The sequence below is a fragment of the Kribbella pittospori genome (assembly GCF_004331465.1).
In the GTDB taxonomy this organism is placed as follows: domain Bacteria; phylum Actinomycetota; class Actinomycetes; order Propionibacteriales; family Kribbellaceae; genus Kribbella; species Kribbella pittospori.
In genome coordinates this window covers 649,615-662,553 of the sequence record NZ_SJKB01000004.1, presented here as the reverse complement: position 1 = coordinate 662,553, position 12,939 = coordinate 649,615, and the positions used below count along the sequence as shown (strand labels likewise).

Annotated in this window: 11 protein-coding genes; 5 read left to right on the top strand and 6 right to left on the bottom strand. The window is 69.6% G+C overall.

Features of this window, described 5'->3' with window-relative positions; genetic code table 11:
* Positions 1 to 8: 8 nt before the first annotated feature.
* From E0H73_RS16655 to E0H73_RS16640, 4 genes are read right to left on the bottom strand one after another with little or no spacing between them, the layout of a single operon-like run.
* Positions 9 to 191 (bottom strand): CbtB domain-containing protein, encoded by a 183-nt coding sequence (locus E0H73_RS16655; RefSeq protein ID WP_131356417.1) that lies wholly within the window; start codon positions 189 to 191, stop codon positions 9 to 11.
* Positions 188 to 1,369, bottom strand: coding sequence for an MSMEG_0565 family glycosyltransferase (locus E0H73_RS16650; RefSeq protein WP_165555704.1), 1,182 nt, complete (start codon positions 1,367 to 1,369; stop codon positions 188 to 190). The genes E0H73_RS16655 and E0H73_RS16650 overlap by 4 nt, the downstream gene beginning before the upstream one ends.
* Before the next feature lie 12 nt (positions 1,370 to 1,381).
* A complete protein-coding gene (locus E0H73_RS16645) occupies positions 1,382 to 2,911 on the bottom strand; it encodes a protein FdrA (protein WP_131356411.1) in 1,530 nt (509 codons plus the stop codon).
* Positions 2,908 to 3,918, bottom strand: coding sequence for a carbamate kinase (locus E0H73_RS16640; RefSeq protein WP_131356408.1), 1,011 nt, complete (start codon positions 3,916 to 3,918; stop codon positions 2,908 to 2,910). Before E0H73_RS16640 ends, E0H73_RS16645 begins: the two co-directional genes overlap by 4 nt.
* Before the next feature lie 119 nt (positions 3,919 to 4,037).
* Here E0H73_RS16640 and E0H73_RS16635 point away from each other — a divergent pair, with 119 nt between their 5' ends.
* The 3 genes from E0H73_RS16635 to E0H73_RS16625 all read left to right on the top strand — a co-directional run bounded on the left by E0H73_RS16635 (position 4,038) and on the right by E0H73_RS16625 (position 6,481).
* Positions 4,038 to 4,694: a hypothetical protein gene (locus E0H73_RS16635; protein ID WP_131356405.1), complete on the top strand. Its 657-nt coding sequence runs from the start codon at positions 4,038 to 4,040 to the stop codon at positions 4,692 to 4,694.
* 87 nt (positions 4,695 to 4,781) lie between these two features.
* Positions 4,782 to 5,945 carry an MSMEG_0568 family radical SAM protein gene (locus tag E0H73_RS16630; RefSeq protein WP_165555703.1) on the top strand — a complete coding sequence of 388 codons (1,164 nt, stop codon included), beginning with the start codon at positions 4,782 to 4,784 and terminating at the stop codon, positions 5,943 to 5,945.
* Positions 5,945 to 6,481, top strand: coding sequence for an MSMEG_0567/Sll0786 family nitrogen starvation N-acetyltransferase (locus E0H73_RS16625; protein ID WP_131356401.1), 537 nt, complete (start codon positions 5,945 to 5,947; stop codon positions 6,479 to 6,481). The genes E0H73_RS16630 and E0H73_RS16625 overlap by 1 nt, the downstream gene beginning before the upstream one ends.
* Here E0H73_RS16625 and E0H73_RS16620 read toward each other — a convergent pair.
* Positions 6,478 to 7,458 carry an AIR synthase related protein gene (locus E0H73_RS16620; RefSeq protein WP_131356399.1) on the bottom strand — a complete coding sequence of 327 codons (981 nt, stop codon included), beginning with the start codon at positions 7,456 to 7,458 and terminating at the stop codon, positions 6,478 to 6,480. The two genes, E0H73_RS16625 and E0H73_RS16620, sit on opposite strands and share 4 nt — an antisense overlap.
* Before the next feature lie 77 nt (positions 7,459 to 7,535).
* On the opposite strand from E0H73_RS16620, the gene E0H73_RS16615 reads away from it, so the two are divergent.
* Both E0H73_RS16615 and E0H73_RS16610 read left to right on the top strand, forming a co-directional pair.
* Positions 7,536 to 8,963 (top strand): YlbE family protein, encoded by a 1,428-nt coding sequence (locus E0H73_RS16615; RefSeq protein WP_131356396.1) that lies wholly within the window; start codon positions 7,536 to 7,538, stop codon positions 8,961 to 8,963.
* A complete protein-coding gene (locus tag E0H73_RS16610) occupies positions 8,960 to 9,772 on the top strand; it encodes an oxamate carbamoyltransferase subunit AllH family protein (protein ID WP_131356393.1) in 813 nt (270 codons plus the stop codon). The genes E0H73_RS16615 and E0H73_RS16610 overlap by 4 nt, the downstream gene beginning before the upstream one ends.
* Here E0H73_RS16610 and E0H73_RS16605 read toward each other — a convergent pair.
* Complete coding sequence (locus E0H73_RS16605; protein WP_131356390.1) at positions 9,723 to 12,902, bottom strand: ATP-binding protein; 3,180 nt, start codon at positions 12,900 to 12,902, stop codon at positions 9,723 to 9,725. The genes E0H73_RS16610 and E0H73_RS16605 overlap by 50 nt on opposite strands.
* Positions 12,903 to 12,939: the final 37 nt, after the last annotated feature.

Here is a 12,939-nt window from a genome sequence, read left to right as displayed (position 1 = left end):
CGGCGTCCCTAGTGGCAGGGCACGCCGAGAATGTGGCGCCCGTCGTGGGTGAACTCGTGGACGTACGGCGCGACGGTGGACAGCACCGCGCCGTTGTCCTGGAGGATGAGATACAAGGCGATCAACGACAGTACGGCGATCAGATACGCCCAGACCGGGATGCGCTCGGCCGTGGTGGTCACATTGCTCATGTGTCGGGCTCTCCTTCGGTGGGTGATGAGAGTGCTCGGCGATAGACCTCGAGGTGTTGCTCGGCAGTGACGGACCACGGGTACGCCGCGGCGACGGCCGGCCCGCGCCGGGCCAGCCGCTGCCGGGTTGCTTCGTCGTCGACCAGACGCGCCAGACCCTGGGCGAGTGAGGCTGTATCACCCGCGCCGGTCATCAGTGCGTCCTGCTCGTCGGTCAGGAACTCGTGGAAGACGTCGATGTCGGACGTGACGACAGGGAGTCCGGCGGCCATCGCCTCCAGGACCACCAACCCCCAGCCCTCCTTCATCGAGGGGAACGCGAAGCCGTCCGCGGCACCGAACCACTCCGGCAGCTCCTCGTCGGAGACAGTGCCGAGCAGAACGACGTCCGTACCAAGCTGCAGCCCACTCGGCTCGAGCGAGTCGAGGACCTTCTCGCGGTAGGCCCGGTAGTCCTGGAAGGAATGTCCGCCGATGATCGCCAGCATCGGCGGATTCGGGTGCGTCGCCTTCAGCCGGGCCAAGGCCTCGACGAGATAGGCGGTGCCCTTGCGCGGCTCGATGCCGCCGACGGTCAGGTAGACGAAGCGGTCGCCGGCGTTGATCCGCTCACGCAGTTCCTTGCGGCGCAGCTCGGTGACACCGGCGCCGAACCGGTCGGTGCGGACGCCGTTGGTGACGATGCGGGCCTCGACTCCGTAGTCGCGCAGCAGCAGGTCCTGCCAGAGCTTGCTGACCACGAGTACGTCGTCCGGCTCGAGGATCGCGTTGCGCTGGCAGTCCATCAGCGCCTGCGTGGTGAAGTCGTCGACGTGGTGGACGGTTCTGATCAGCCGGAACGGCGTACCCGCGTCGCGAACCCGGGCGGCGGCCCGGGCCGAGATGCAGTCCTGGCTGTGCACGATGTCGAACTGGTCGCCGATCTCGGTGAGGAAGTCGGTCAACGTCGCGATCGACTGGAACACCCGCTCCTCCAACGTCGGCGCGGGCGGCGGCGCATCGACCAGCCGCACCGGTACGCCGACCTCCCGGAAGAAGCCCTTGCCCTGGTCGGACAGCGCAATCACGGTCACGTCGACCCCGGCAGCCTGCAGTGCTTCCGCAAGCTCGAGGGTGTGCACGACACCACCGCGTGGCTTGACCGAGTACGTCGTAAGTGCGAGTCGGAGGCGGTCCACCGCAGCCACCGCCTACAGCTCCGCCGCAACCAGGGCGGGGTCGCGCAGCGCGATCGCGGACGCGGCCAGTGCCGCCCGTGCAGCCGTCTCGGTGACGATGCAACCCGCGCGGCGCAGCGTCTCCTGCTGGGACGCGAACCCCTGCGGGTCGAGCTCGGTGCCGAGCACGTAGGCCACGACGATGGCGCCAGAGCCTGTCACCTTCTCGATCGCGGGCGCGAGCATGCCGGCCGGATCGTCGTGCGCGCCGTCGCCGATCACGACGTCGAGGAGAACCGCGGCGACACCGGCGTCGTCGACCTGGCGCTCGAGGAACTCGATCCGGGCCTGCGGGTCGATCATCGGATGCGGCCGGCCCACCGTGTACTCCTCCTCGCCGAGGTCGAGGAACAGATGCGAGTCAGGCTTCGCCGAGTCGACGGTGAGTGACTTGTCCAGCGGGACGTTGGAGTGGATCGCCCCCAGGTGGTCGGTGGCGATCGTCAGAGCCTCGTAGCAGAGCGTTCCGCCGCTGTAGAGACCGACGACCTTGCGTCGCGTCGGCGCCAGCCCGGTGATCAAAGTTGCAACCTGCTCAGCCGACCCCTGCACCAGGTCCGGAGTCGATCCGCCGACCAGAGCGATCGTCTCGGCGGCGCCTCGTTCGAGGGTGTTGACCACTGTCACGTGATCGGGAGTGGACAGGCTGTCCCGCAGGCCCATCAGCGCGGCGACCGTGGGCTTGGTCGGCACCTTGAGCAGCCGTTCAGCGACCTCACGCGACGGCGGCTTCGACACCAGCAGGATCGCCTGGGTCCGCTCGTCCGCATCGAGCGCGCGCAGTGCCGACTCGGCCATCAGACCGCCGACCTCGGGGGAGAGATCGCGGCCGCCGACGCCGATGACGTGCGAGACGCCGATGCCCCAGCGGTCCAGCAGGCTCATCACTTCTTGAGCGCCGGTCCCGGCTGCGGCAACGATGCCGACCGGTCCGGCGCTGACGCGGTTGGCGAACCCGAGTCCGGCGCCGGCGATCATCGCCGTACCGGCACCCGGACCCATCACCAGGCGGCCGAGGTCGCGGGCGCGTTCCTTGAGCTCGATCTCTTCCTGCAGCGGCACGTTGTCGCTGAAGAGCAGGACGTTCAGACCAGCCGTCAACGCCTTGTGCGTCTCCAGAGCGGCGTACGAGCCCGGCACCGAGATGATGGCGACGTTGGCGTCCGGCCGCTCGGCCAGCGCCTGGCCCAGATCGGTCGCATTCGGTACGTCGCCCTTCGCTTCCTGTGCGGTCGCGGCGAAGAGAGTCTCCGAGGCGGTCTCGAGCGCAGCCGCTGCCGAGTCGTCGTCCTCGGCCCGGACAGCCAGGACGAGGTCGTTGGCGGCCGCGCCCTCCACATCACCGGCGATGCCTTGTTCCGCAAGGGTCTCGAGGTTGGCGGGGGTGGCCATCAGGGCCCAGCCCCAGGACACCCCGGGCGATCCGAGGATCGCGCGGGTGGCCTCGAGCAGGCGCACGCTGTCCTTGTAGGAGTTCTTGCGTACGGCGACGCGGGTGCTCATCCGACCAGCTCCTTGGTGGTGGCAGGGGTGGGGACGTCCTCGGTCAGGATCCGAGTGCCACGGCTGCCCTCGACGATTCCGTGCGGTTCGTCGAGGGTCGCGTAGACGAGTTCAGGGGTGGTGATGGCCGCGAAGCGCGGCCGCTCGACCGAGGCGGAGCCTTCGACGAACTTGATCGCGGCGCTCATCTTCGGGCCCATGCTTCCGGGCGGGAACTGCCCGTCGGCCAGATGGCGGCGGGCCTCGGTGACAGTCAGTTGCTCGACGGACCGTTCCTGCGGCGTACCGAAATCGAGCTTCACCGACGGCACGCCGGTGACCATGACGAGGGCGTTCGCGTTCGCCGCGACGGCGATCCGCTCCGCGGCGAAGTCTTTGTCGATGACCGCGTCGACGCCGCGGTAGGCACCGTTCTCCTCGACCACCGGGATGCCGCCGCCGCCCGCGGCGACGACGATGTGACCCGACTGGGTCAGCGCCGCGACGGCGTTCGCCTCGAGGATCGCCTGTGGGGTGGGGGAGGGGACGACCCGGCGGAAACCGCGACCCGCGTCCGAGACCATGGTCCAGCCGCGCGTGGCGGCGAAATGGTCGGCCTCGGCCTGGCCGAAGAACGGCCCGATCGGCTTGCTCGGGGCGGCGAACGCGGGGTCGTCGCGATCGACGACGATGTGCGTGATGACGGAGACCGCGCCGGAGATCTCGCGGCCGCACACCTCGTGCAGGGCCAGGCAGATCAGGCTTCCCAGCGCCCCCTGGGTCATCGCGCCGAGGGAGAACAACGGCTGCGCCGGCACCAGCCGGGCACCTTCCTCGTGCTGGATCGCGAGGTTCCCGACCTGCGGGCCGTTCCCGTGCACGATGATGATCTGCCAGCCCTTGCGCAACAGCGAGCGGACGGACTTGGCCATCGCCAGTGCGTTCGAGTACTGCTCGTCCAAGGTGCCCCGCTGGTCCTCGCGGGTGAGTGCGTTGCCACCGAGGGCGATGACCGCAATGTCGCTCATAGATCCGGCTCCCACTGTCGTGCACGTCGGCTGTGCGTCCGCCTCGTTCGGATGGCACAACATAGCAGACGGACGTGTCGTATAGTAGATGTCGAGGCGACCGACCAGGGAGAACTGCGATGACTGACGAGATGACCGCCCGTGCGATCCGATCCGCCTGGCGAGCCTCGGAACAAAGCCTGTACTCGATCGGCGGCGGCGACGTCGAGCGCTATCAGCTCGCGGTGCGGCTGGTCCGCGCGATCGTCGACGAACTGGGTGGCGTGAGGTCGACCGATGAGCTGGTCGATCGCTGGCCGCAGGCCGCTGAAATCGTGGCCGGCGCGCTGGATGGCACGGGACTCACGCTCGGTGCACTGCCGTTGGATCAGGTCGCGGGTGCTGCCTTTGCGCTGCGTCACGCCGCCCTGCAGGCGGAGGAGACCAGGCGAGCCAGGACCGAACTGATTGCCGCGGCGAGGTCTGATGGTGCCGACTGGGTCGTCCTGCACGAGACCGGTGATCTGCTGGCCGGGTTCGCGGATCCCTACGGCTCCACCCGGATGCATCTCGGGTCAGGTCTCGCGATCGTCGCCGCCGTGCAGCCCGATCTGACCACGGGGGTGGCGGTTCGCACTCTGACGGTCGTCCGGCTCGACCCGCACACCGGCGATCTCGTCGACGACGATCCGGGCATCGCGGACCTCACGTACTCCGACAGTGCGTCGTTCCGCAGCGGAGAGGCCGCGCTGCGTGAGGTGGTGGAGGAGACGGCCGCGGCCGAACGTATCGGATGATAGACGAATGTATCGGTCAGGAGATACGGTAGGTCAATTGCGCTCCGCGAACCTTCGGCCACGTCGACACGCTCGGAAGGACCTCCCGTGACCCAGACGGCACAGACCCGCACCCCCATCGCCACCGTCGACGACGGCAGTCGGCTGAGTGACCTGATTCTCGAGCTCCAGGAGAAGGGGCTCACGGTCAGCGGCCCGCTGGAGCGCAGGCCGGGCGGTGCCGGGCCGTCGGACGCGGGCATGATCTGGGTCGAGGGCACGCCTGTCACGGTCCCGGTCGACGCTGCGTACGTCGCGAACACGCCGTACTCCCTCGAGAGGGAGGATTCCGGGCACGGGATCTACCGCGACGGGGTGCGCCTGGCTTCCGCGACTCCGGCTGGGCGGCCGCGGTTCTACGACATGGAGACAGCGGACGGTACGCCGTACTGGAAGCTTGCGCTGATGCATCTGGACTCGCTCGCGAGCACCGTGCTGCAGACGTGTGCCTACTGGGGCAACGACGACCAGTGCAAGTTCTGTGGCATCGGCGTCTCGCTCGCGTCCGGCAACACGGTCAAGGTGAAGCGACCCGAGCAGCTCGCCGAGGTCGCCGTCGCCGCCCGCGACCTCGATGGTGCCGTGGACATCACGCTCACCACCGGATCGACCTGGGGCAAGGACCGCGGCGCGTACTACGTCAGCAAGTGTGGGCACGCGATGAAGGAGGCCTCCGGGCTGCCGGTGGAGGTGCAGTTCGAGCCGCCGACCGACCTGGCCGTCATCGACAAGGTGCACAGTCTGGGCATCGACTCGCTCGGCATCCACGTCGAGTCGTTCGATCCGGAGGTGCTGGCCCGGGTCGCTCCGCCGAAGGCACGTACGGGGATCGAGCGGTACTTCGAGACCTGGGAGTACGCCGTTGAGCGGTTCGGCGAAGGCCAGGTGTCGACGTACGTGATCCTCGGTATGGGCGAGGATCCCGAGGTCACCCTGGCCGGCTGCAAGCGGGCGATCGACATCGGCGTCTATCCGTTCATCGTGCCGCTGCGCCCGGTGCCGGGGAGCCTGATGGCGGAGTCCGTCCCGCCGAGCCGTGCCTACACCGAGAGCATCGCCCGGGAGGTGGCGCCCGAGCTGGTCAAGCGGGGACTGACCGCGGACAAGGTCTCGGCGGGTTGCGCGCGGTGTCAGGCGTGTTCGGCGCTGGGATCCCTCGAGCGAACCATTCAGCTGGGCATGCCCGGCCGCCTCCCGGTGCGAAGTGCGTGATGACCGCGCGCGCGGCCGACATCGGCGTCTGGCGAGCAGTCGGACGGGATCTCGCCAGGCACTACGCGATCCGTCAGCGGGTCTTCGTGCTCGAGCAGCGGATCATGGAGATGACCGATCTCGATGCGCACGACCGTGATCCGAACACGATCCATGTGCTCGCCGCCCAGGGGTCCTGCGCGGCGGGCACTGTGCGGCTGTATCCGCTGGAAGGCGAGTTGTGGCAGGGCGACCGGCTGGCCGTCCTGCCCTCGCATCGGTCGTCGATGGTCGGGGCCGAACTCGTGCGGTTCGCGGTCGCGACGGCCGGCGGGTTGGGTGGTGCGCAGATGCTGGCGCAGATCCAGTTGCCCAATGTGCGCTTCTTCGAGCGTCTCGGCTGGACACGCGCGGGCGCCGCAGCGCCGTACTGCGGGCTGCCTCATCAGCCGATGGTCTACGACCTGACGAAGGCGCCGGCCACTACCTGGCCAGGCCGACCGGACGAGCTCGTGCTCGAGCCGCTCATCGAAGTACAGGACCTGCGGGCCGGCTAGGCCCACAGGCCGGTGATCGTCTCGGTGGCCAGGTCCATCAGGGTCGCCTTCCGGCCGCCGGATCCGATCGTCAGCAGACTTGCCTCGGTCACCTCGCCCACCTGAGCGCAAACCAGGTCGTGGGCCTCGAACACCGCCGCACAGTCGGCCGCGCGCTCGGCCGGAGTGGTCAGCCAGAACGCGTACGTCGGGAAGGCGATCAGCCAGCGCAACGGGTCGGTGTCGGCCGGCACCGGCATCCGGTCGAGGTCGACGTGGGTGCCGTGGCGGGTGAACTCCAGCAGCATGGCCAGCGATCCGAGTGCGCCTGCCATCGACACGTCCTTCGCCGCAACGGCCAGGCCGTCGTCAGCTACCTGGGCGAGTAACCGGACATCGCGAGCCAGGGTCTCGGACTGCTCCTCGATCGAGGTGAAGAACGGGAAGTCCGCGCGCATCGTGCCGTTCAGGCAGGCCGCGAACATGACGGCCTGACCGGGTCGTACGTGGGCCATCGAGAGCGGTGACCGTACCTGCCCGAGGGCGAACGCCGACAACGAGGTGTCCGACTCGGTCCGCGTCAGATGGCCGCCGACGATCGGTACGTCGTACATCCGCGCGGCGTCGGACATGCCGCGGAACACCTCGGTCAGATCGGCGTCACGGCCGATCACCGTGTTCACGATGGCCTTCGGGACACCGCCCATCGCGGCGACATCGTTGACGTTGGCAAGCACACTGGCGACGCCCGCGCCGTACGGGTCGGACCGTACGAAGGGTGGCGAGATCGCCTCACCGCAGACGACGGCGCGTGCTCCGTCGAGCTTCACCACGGCACCGTCGTCACCGGGGCCATGCAGGGGATCGCCGGTGTCGACGAAGCCGGACACCTGGGCGATCGCGCCCTTCCCGGACACGCCCGCGTGCTGACGGACGACCGCCACCACCTCGTCCACTGCTGGCGCCGGCTGGGTGCCGGTGAGGGTTGGCTCGGTCATGACTCGTATCCTATAATAAACGTCCGTATCGGTCGAGAGATATCCGCTCCGGCTGCCACCCCTGGAAAGGCCACGTGATGAGTCAGACTCCCGTCGTCGAGCTGCCGGCCGCCGTTGATGTGATCAACATCGGGCTCCCCCTGTTCGAGAGCGCGCTGCGCGACCAGGGCCGGCCGGTCATCGGCGTGGACTGGCGGATCCCGGGCGGCGGCGAGGCGCGGACCGTGGCGGCCTTGTCCCGGCTGCTAGGCCCACAGGCGGCCCGGATCGACCAAGCGAACGCGGAGGTGCTCCGCCGGCTCAATGACGGCGTGCCGCTGCTGGTCGGTATCGACCGCGCGGGTGCCGTCATCCCCGGCATGGGGGAGCGCGACATCCTCCACTGCGGCCCGTCCATCGCCTGGCAGGACATGCCGGACCCACTCCAGCGCTCGGTGCGCGCGGCCGTGGTGGCGGAGGGCTGGGCTCCTGATGTGGAGGCGGCAGGACAGCTGGTCGAGTCGGGCGACGTACGTCTGGCGCCGGCCAACGAGCATCGGACCGTCGTACCGATGGCGACCTCGATCGGTCCGTCCGCACCGGTGTACGTCGTGCAGAACGAGCTGGGCGGAGTGACGGCGTACTCGAGCATCAACCAGGGATCTGGGGCCGTGCAGTGGTTCGGCGTGGACAGCGACGCGGCCATCGATCGGATCCGCTTCGTCCGGGACAAGGTGGGACCGGTGCTCGCGGAAGCGCTGTCGAACCACGGGCCGGTGGATGCGTTCGCGCTCGCCGCGCAGGGCGTTCCGATGGGCGACGACGTACACATGCGGGTGCAGGCGACGACGAACCTGTTCCTGCGCGACCTGCTGCCGTACCTGGTTCGCGGTACGCACCCCGCGACGGCCGAGGTGGCGACCTTCCTGAGTGGCAACCACCTGATGTTCCTCAACGTGGCGATGGCCGCGGCGAAGTCGCTGGTGGAGTGGGCCGGCGAGGTGCGCGAGTCGAGCATCGTGACCACCATGGCGCGCAACGGGACGACGTACGGCGTGCGCCTGGCCGGCAGTGGCGATGACTGGTTCCTCGCGCCCTCGCCGCCGATCCAGGACGCCTTGTACTACCCGGGTTTCGGCCCAGAGACGAGCGCGCCGGACATCGGTGACAGTGCGGTACTCGAGCTGGTCGGACTGGGCGGACCCGCGGCGGCGAACTCGCCCGCGGTGGCCGGTTTCCTCGGTGGCCGGATGTCCCACGCGATCGCGGCCACCCGGAGCATGCAGCGCATCTGCGCGGGGGAGAGCCCACGGTTCCGGCTGCCCATCCTTGACAACGTCGGTACGCCGGTCGGTGTGGACGTGCGCAAGGTGGTCGAGCTGGGCATCACCCCTGCCGTGAACACCGGCATCATCCACGCGACCGCCGGCACCGGACAGGTCGGTGCGGGCGTAGCCTGGGCTCCGATCGAGTGCTTCACCGACGCCCTGCTCGATCTCGACCGACGTCTCGCGCCTGACGCGTGACAAGCCACCTAGCGCCGATCGTCGCCGGGGCGGGCGTCGCTGCCGCCCATCCCGACGGCGCGTACGGAACCGTCGTCGGCACCTTCCGGCACGGCTGCTACGTGCAGGTCCACGGCGGGATGTACGCCGTGGCCGGACCTGCTGTCGCGCCCGGACCGATCCACCTGATCGTCGAGCAGGCGCCCGCTCGGGTGCCGGAAGGACTCGCCGTCTGGCGCGATGGCGGGCGCTTGCGCTCGACCGAGTGGCAGATCGACCTGGCCGGGACTGCTCTCTTCAGGCCACGGATTCCCAGCCCGCGGGACCTCCAGCTGGCTGCTTCCGCACTCAATGCGATGCGCGGCCGGCTCGCCGTACCCGACGATCTCCACTCCTGCTGGGATTCGGTACATCGTGCTGTGGCCACCGACGATCTGCCCGCGGCCAAGGAACTGCTCGAAGGCCGAGGCGGCGGCCTGACGCCGACCGGCGACGACGTCCTCGCGGGCATCCTGCTCGTGCATGCCTGGCGTGGCGACGATCCGCACGGTCTGTCGGAGGTTGCGCGGGCTGCGGCCACGACGAACCTCAGCCGGTCGTTCCTCCAGTGGGCGGCACAGGGTCAGAGCCTGGCGCCGGTGCACGATCTGATGACGCGCGCGGCAGCGCACGATCAGCCGGAGTTCGTCCAGGCAGTCGCCACGGTGTCGGCGATCGGCGGATCGTCAGGAGTTGCGCTGCTCTGGGGGATCGGACTGGCCGCCAGTGCGGCCGGCACCCTCAGGAGTTGGCGCGCGGCAGCCGCCCCGCCTGCGCAAAGCACGACCTGAGCTGGCGGGGGAGCGTCGCCTCCAGTCGACGCAGCGCCGTACGTGCCTCGTCGGGAGCCCCGACCTCACCGAGGAGCAGGAGAGAACCGGTCTGGCGGGCGACAGTGGCTGCCTCCTCGCCGCGTCCGAGCAGGTGGAAGGCCAGTGCCTGGTACTTGAGTGAGCTGGCTGCACGCGCGGCCTCGAGCAGCGCTTCAGGGTCCTGAAGTCCCATCCGGCAGGCCACCTCGCGGACCCGCAGATCCGCTCGCCACCGGAACGGCAGCCAGTGCTCGATCAGGCGCCCGGCCGTCTCCAGGCGTTCGGCTGCGCGGTCGGCCTGGCCGTCGAGACGCTCGCTGTCCGCGAGCGAGCACAGGGCATGCAGTTCCTGCTCGATCTGCAGGCTGCCCGCCTCCACCTCACGGGACTGACTGAGGGCCAGCTCCGACAACTCGTGCGCCCGGATCGGTTCGCCCAGCTCGCGCCACACCCAGGCCAGGGTCGTGTTCGTCCGCGCGCGGTAGAACGAGACGTCGTACCGCTCCAGGATCTGCGCCTTCGTCTGCAGCACGGTCAAGGCGCCCGAGAGGTCTCCGGCGTTGCCCCGGGCCAGGCCGGCGAAGAACAGCGCCCGCAGCAGCGGATGGAACGCGCCGATGCTGTTCGAGACCGCGACCGCATCGTCGAGCACCTCGATGGCCTCGCCGTACCGGTCGGCGTGGGCGAGCAGGGCGCCGAGACAGCTCGACACCGAGGCCTTCACCGCGCCGTCCTCGTCGCCGTTCTCGTTCAACGCCCGCTCGTAGGCGCGATGGGCCGCATCGAAGTCGCCCGCCCAATGCTTGGTCCGTCCGAGCAGGTTCCACGCGCTCGGCCGGGCGCCGGGCATCCGGGAGGCCTCGTCCGCGCGCGCCACCGCCTCCTCGACGTCGCGCCGGTAGTACGCCGTCCAGCCGAGCCGCTCGACCGCGGTCGCCCGGAGCGAGCGGTCACCTCGGGCGACCGCGATCGCCTCGGCCTCCTGGTGGTCGTCCGTCGCCGCGTCGAAGTCTCCGAGCTCCTCACGGGCCGCGCCGCGTCCGATCAGCGCGAGCCCTCCGAGCTCTTGGTCGTCTGCCTGGCGGGCGGTGTCGAGGGCGTTCGTGAACAGGCGTACGGCGTCGGCGTTCGCAAACGAACGGCGGGCCAGTGTGGCCGCTTCGTACCACGATCTCGCCGCGGCCTCGGTCAGTCCGGCTCGTTGCTGGTGATGTGCCCGCAGTTCCGGCCGCGCCGAGAAGATCTCCGCGAGTTGACGGTGCCGCAGGACCCGGACTGGTCCGGGCAGGTTGTCGTACAGCGCCTGGCCCAGGATCGGCGGAGACGAGACGAACAACTCGTTGCGGGAGGCAAGCAGTCCGGCGGCCATCGCCTTCTGCAGTGTGGGCATGAGGTTGACCGCCGGGCGGCCGACGAGCTGCTCGAGGGTGTCGACGTCGAAGGCGGTCCCGATCACCGATGCGGACTGGAGTAATTCCTCGACGTCGCTGCCACTGCGCCGTACCCGGTCCAGAACCATCGAGCGCAGCGTGCCGGGGATCTCCGCCTTGTTCTCGCCGCGGGTGAGCGCGGCGAGGACCTCGACCACGAACATCGGGTGGCCTTGGGTGAGCTCCCAGACGAAGGCTGCCTCGGTCGCGCTCCCCGCCTGCTGTGCCAGCAACGCAACGTCCGACTCGTCGAGCGGTCCGAGCTCGACGAGTACGCCGTTGCCGGCCAGCGCGCGCAGCTCTGGGTCCAGGCGGTCGGACGGAACGGTCGCCACCACGAGGAGTGGTACGTCGTCGATCGTGTGGAGGAGCCACTGAAGTGCTTCCACCGTGGCCGTGCCGGCGAGGTGCAGGTCGTCGAAGTACAGCAGCAGAGGTCGATCCTCCGCCGCGGTCGCGAGCACATGGCGCAGCGTGTTGAGGATCCGCCGATGCTCGATCTCCGGGCTCGCGCGCCGGTACTCCGTGACGCCCACGACGTCACGCAGATCCGGCACCAGCTCCACCGCGGTGTCCGTCCAGGAGCCGAGCATGGCCGGCAGGGCGTCGGGAGCGGTGGAGAGAAGGATCCGGCTGAGCACGGTGAGGAGCGGCTGGAGCGGTGAGGATCGCTCGCCCTCGAAGCAGTCGACCCTGATTGCTCGCGCGCCGCCGCGCTCGGCGTAGTCGGCCAGCTCCTGCGCGAGCGAGGAGCATCCCGAACCAGGGCTGCCGGTGACGACGATCGACCCGGCCTGACCGGCGGCCGCGACATGCCAGCGGTCGACCATGGCGGCGTACTCGTCCTGCCTGCCGATCAGGGTGGAGCTTCCCGCGACGGACGCTGGGCGAGGCATGAGGATCGGTCCGGGGTCGGCGCCGCTGACGATCGCGCTGAACAGGGCGTCCGTCTCCGGACTCGGTTCGACCTCGAGTTCGCGGCGCAGCTCGAGCCGGAGTTCGTCGTACGTCTGCAACGCCGAAGCCCGGTCGCCGAGGTGCCACTGCGCGTTCATCAGCGCGCGGCCGGCCTGCTCGTCGTGGCGGAAGCGGGACAGGACCGACTCGGCCTGGTTCTCGATCTCACTCCACATCCCGAGCCGGGCCTGCGCATCCCAGCTGGCCCGGTTCAGGCGGCGGGCCAGCGCGTCCACGTGGCGCTGCTGGTCCTCGGCCCAGGTCCGCTGGGCGACGGCGGGAGGCAGCTCGGGATGGCCACGGGTGAGCAGGCCGAAGGCGCGGCGTGCCGCGGTGACCGTCACGGCTGGGCTCAGGGCGGCGCGGGCCTGCGCGGACTTGGTCAGCTCCTCCAGGAGGCCGAGGTCACTGGTCCACGCCCGTCCGCAGTTGAAGCGATAGCCGGTGGACGCGGAGCCGGTGATGACGTCGGATCCGACCGCCCGGCGCACCCTGCTCACCAGCGAGGCGATCACGCGGTCGGCGCTGTGCGGAGCGTCATCGTCCCAGAGGGAGTCCACCAGAGCATCGATTTCCACGACCGCGCCACTCGCGGCGACGAGCCGGCGCAGCAGGATCCCGGCCCGGCCGGCCGGGATCGGGCCGAGCTGACGACCGTCCGCGTCGGTGACCGTCAAGGCCCCGAGCACATAGACCGTCGAGGGCGCCGCGTGGCTCGACATCGGGATGACGCTCCTCTCTCCCCAGTTTCGCTGACCA

Coding starts and splice junctions, on each gene's coding strand:
- E0H73_RS16605 (WP_131356390.1), bottom strand. CDS start 12,902: ATGTCGAGCCACGCGGCGCCCTCGACGGTCTATGTGCTCGGGGCCTTG.
- E0H73_RS16635 (WP_131356405.1), top strand. CDS start 4,038: ATGACTGACGAGATGACCGCCCGTGCGATCCGATCCGCCTGGCGAGCC.
- E0H73_RS16645 (WP_131356411.1), bottom strand. CDS start 2,911: ATGAGCACCCGCGTCGCCGTACGCAAGAACTCCTACAAGGACAGCGTG.
- E0H73_RS16620 (WP_131356399.1), bottom strand. CDS start 7,458: ATGACCGAGCCAACCCTCACCGGCACCCAGCCGGCGCCAGCAGTGGAC.
- E0H73_RS16640 (WP_131356408.1), bottom strand. CDS start 3,918: ATGAGCGACATTGCGGTCATCGCCCTCGGTGGCAACGCACTCACCCGC.
- E0H73_RS16615 (WP_131356396.1), top strand. CDS start 7,536: ATGAGTCAGACTCCCGTCGTCGAGCTGCCGGCCGCCGTTGATGTGATC.
- E0H73_RS16655 (WP_131356417.1), bottom strand. CDS start 191: ATGAGCAATGTGACCACCACGGCCGAGCGCATCCCGGTCTGGGCGTAT.
- E0H73_RS16625 (WP_131356401.1), top strand. CDS start 5,945: ATGACCGCGCGCGCGGCCGACATCGGCGTCTGGCGAGCAGTCGGACGG.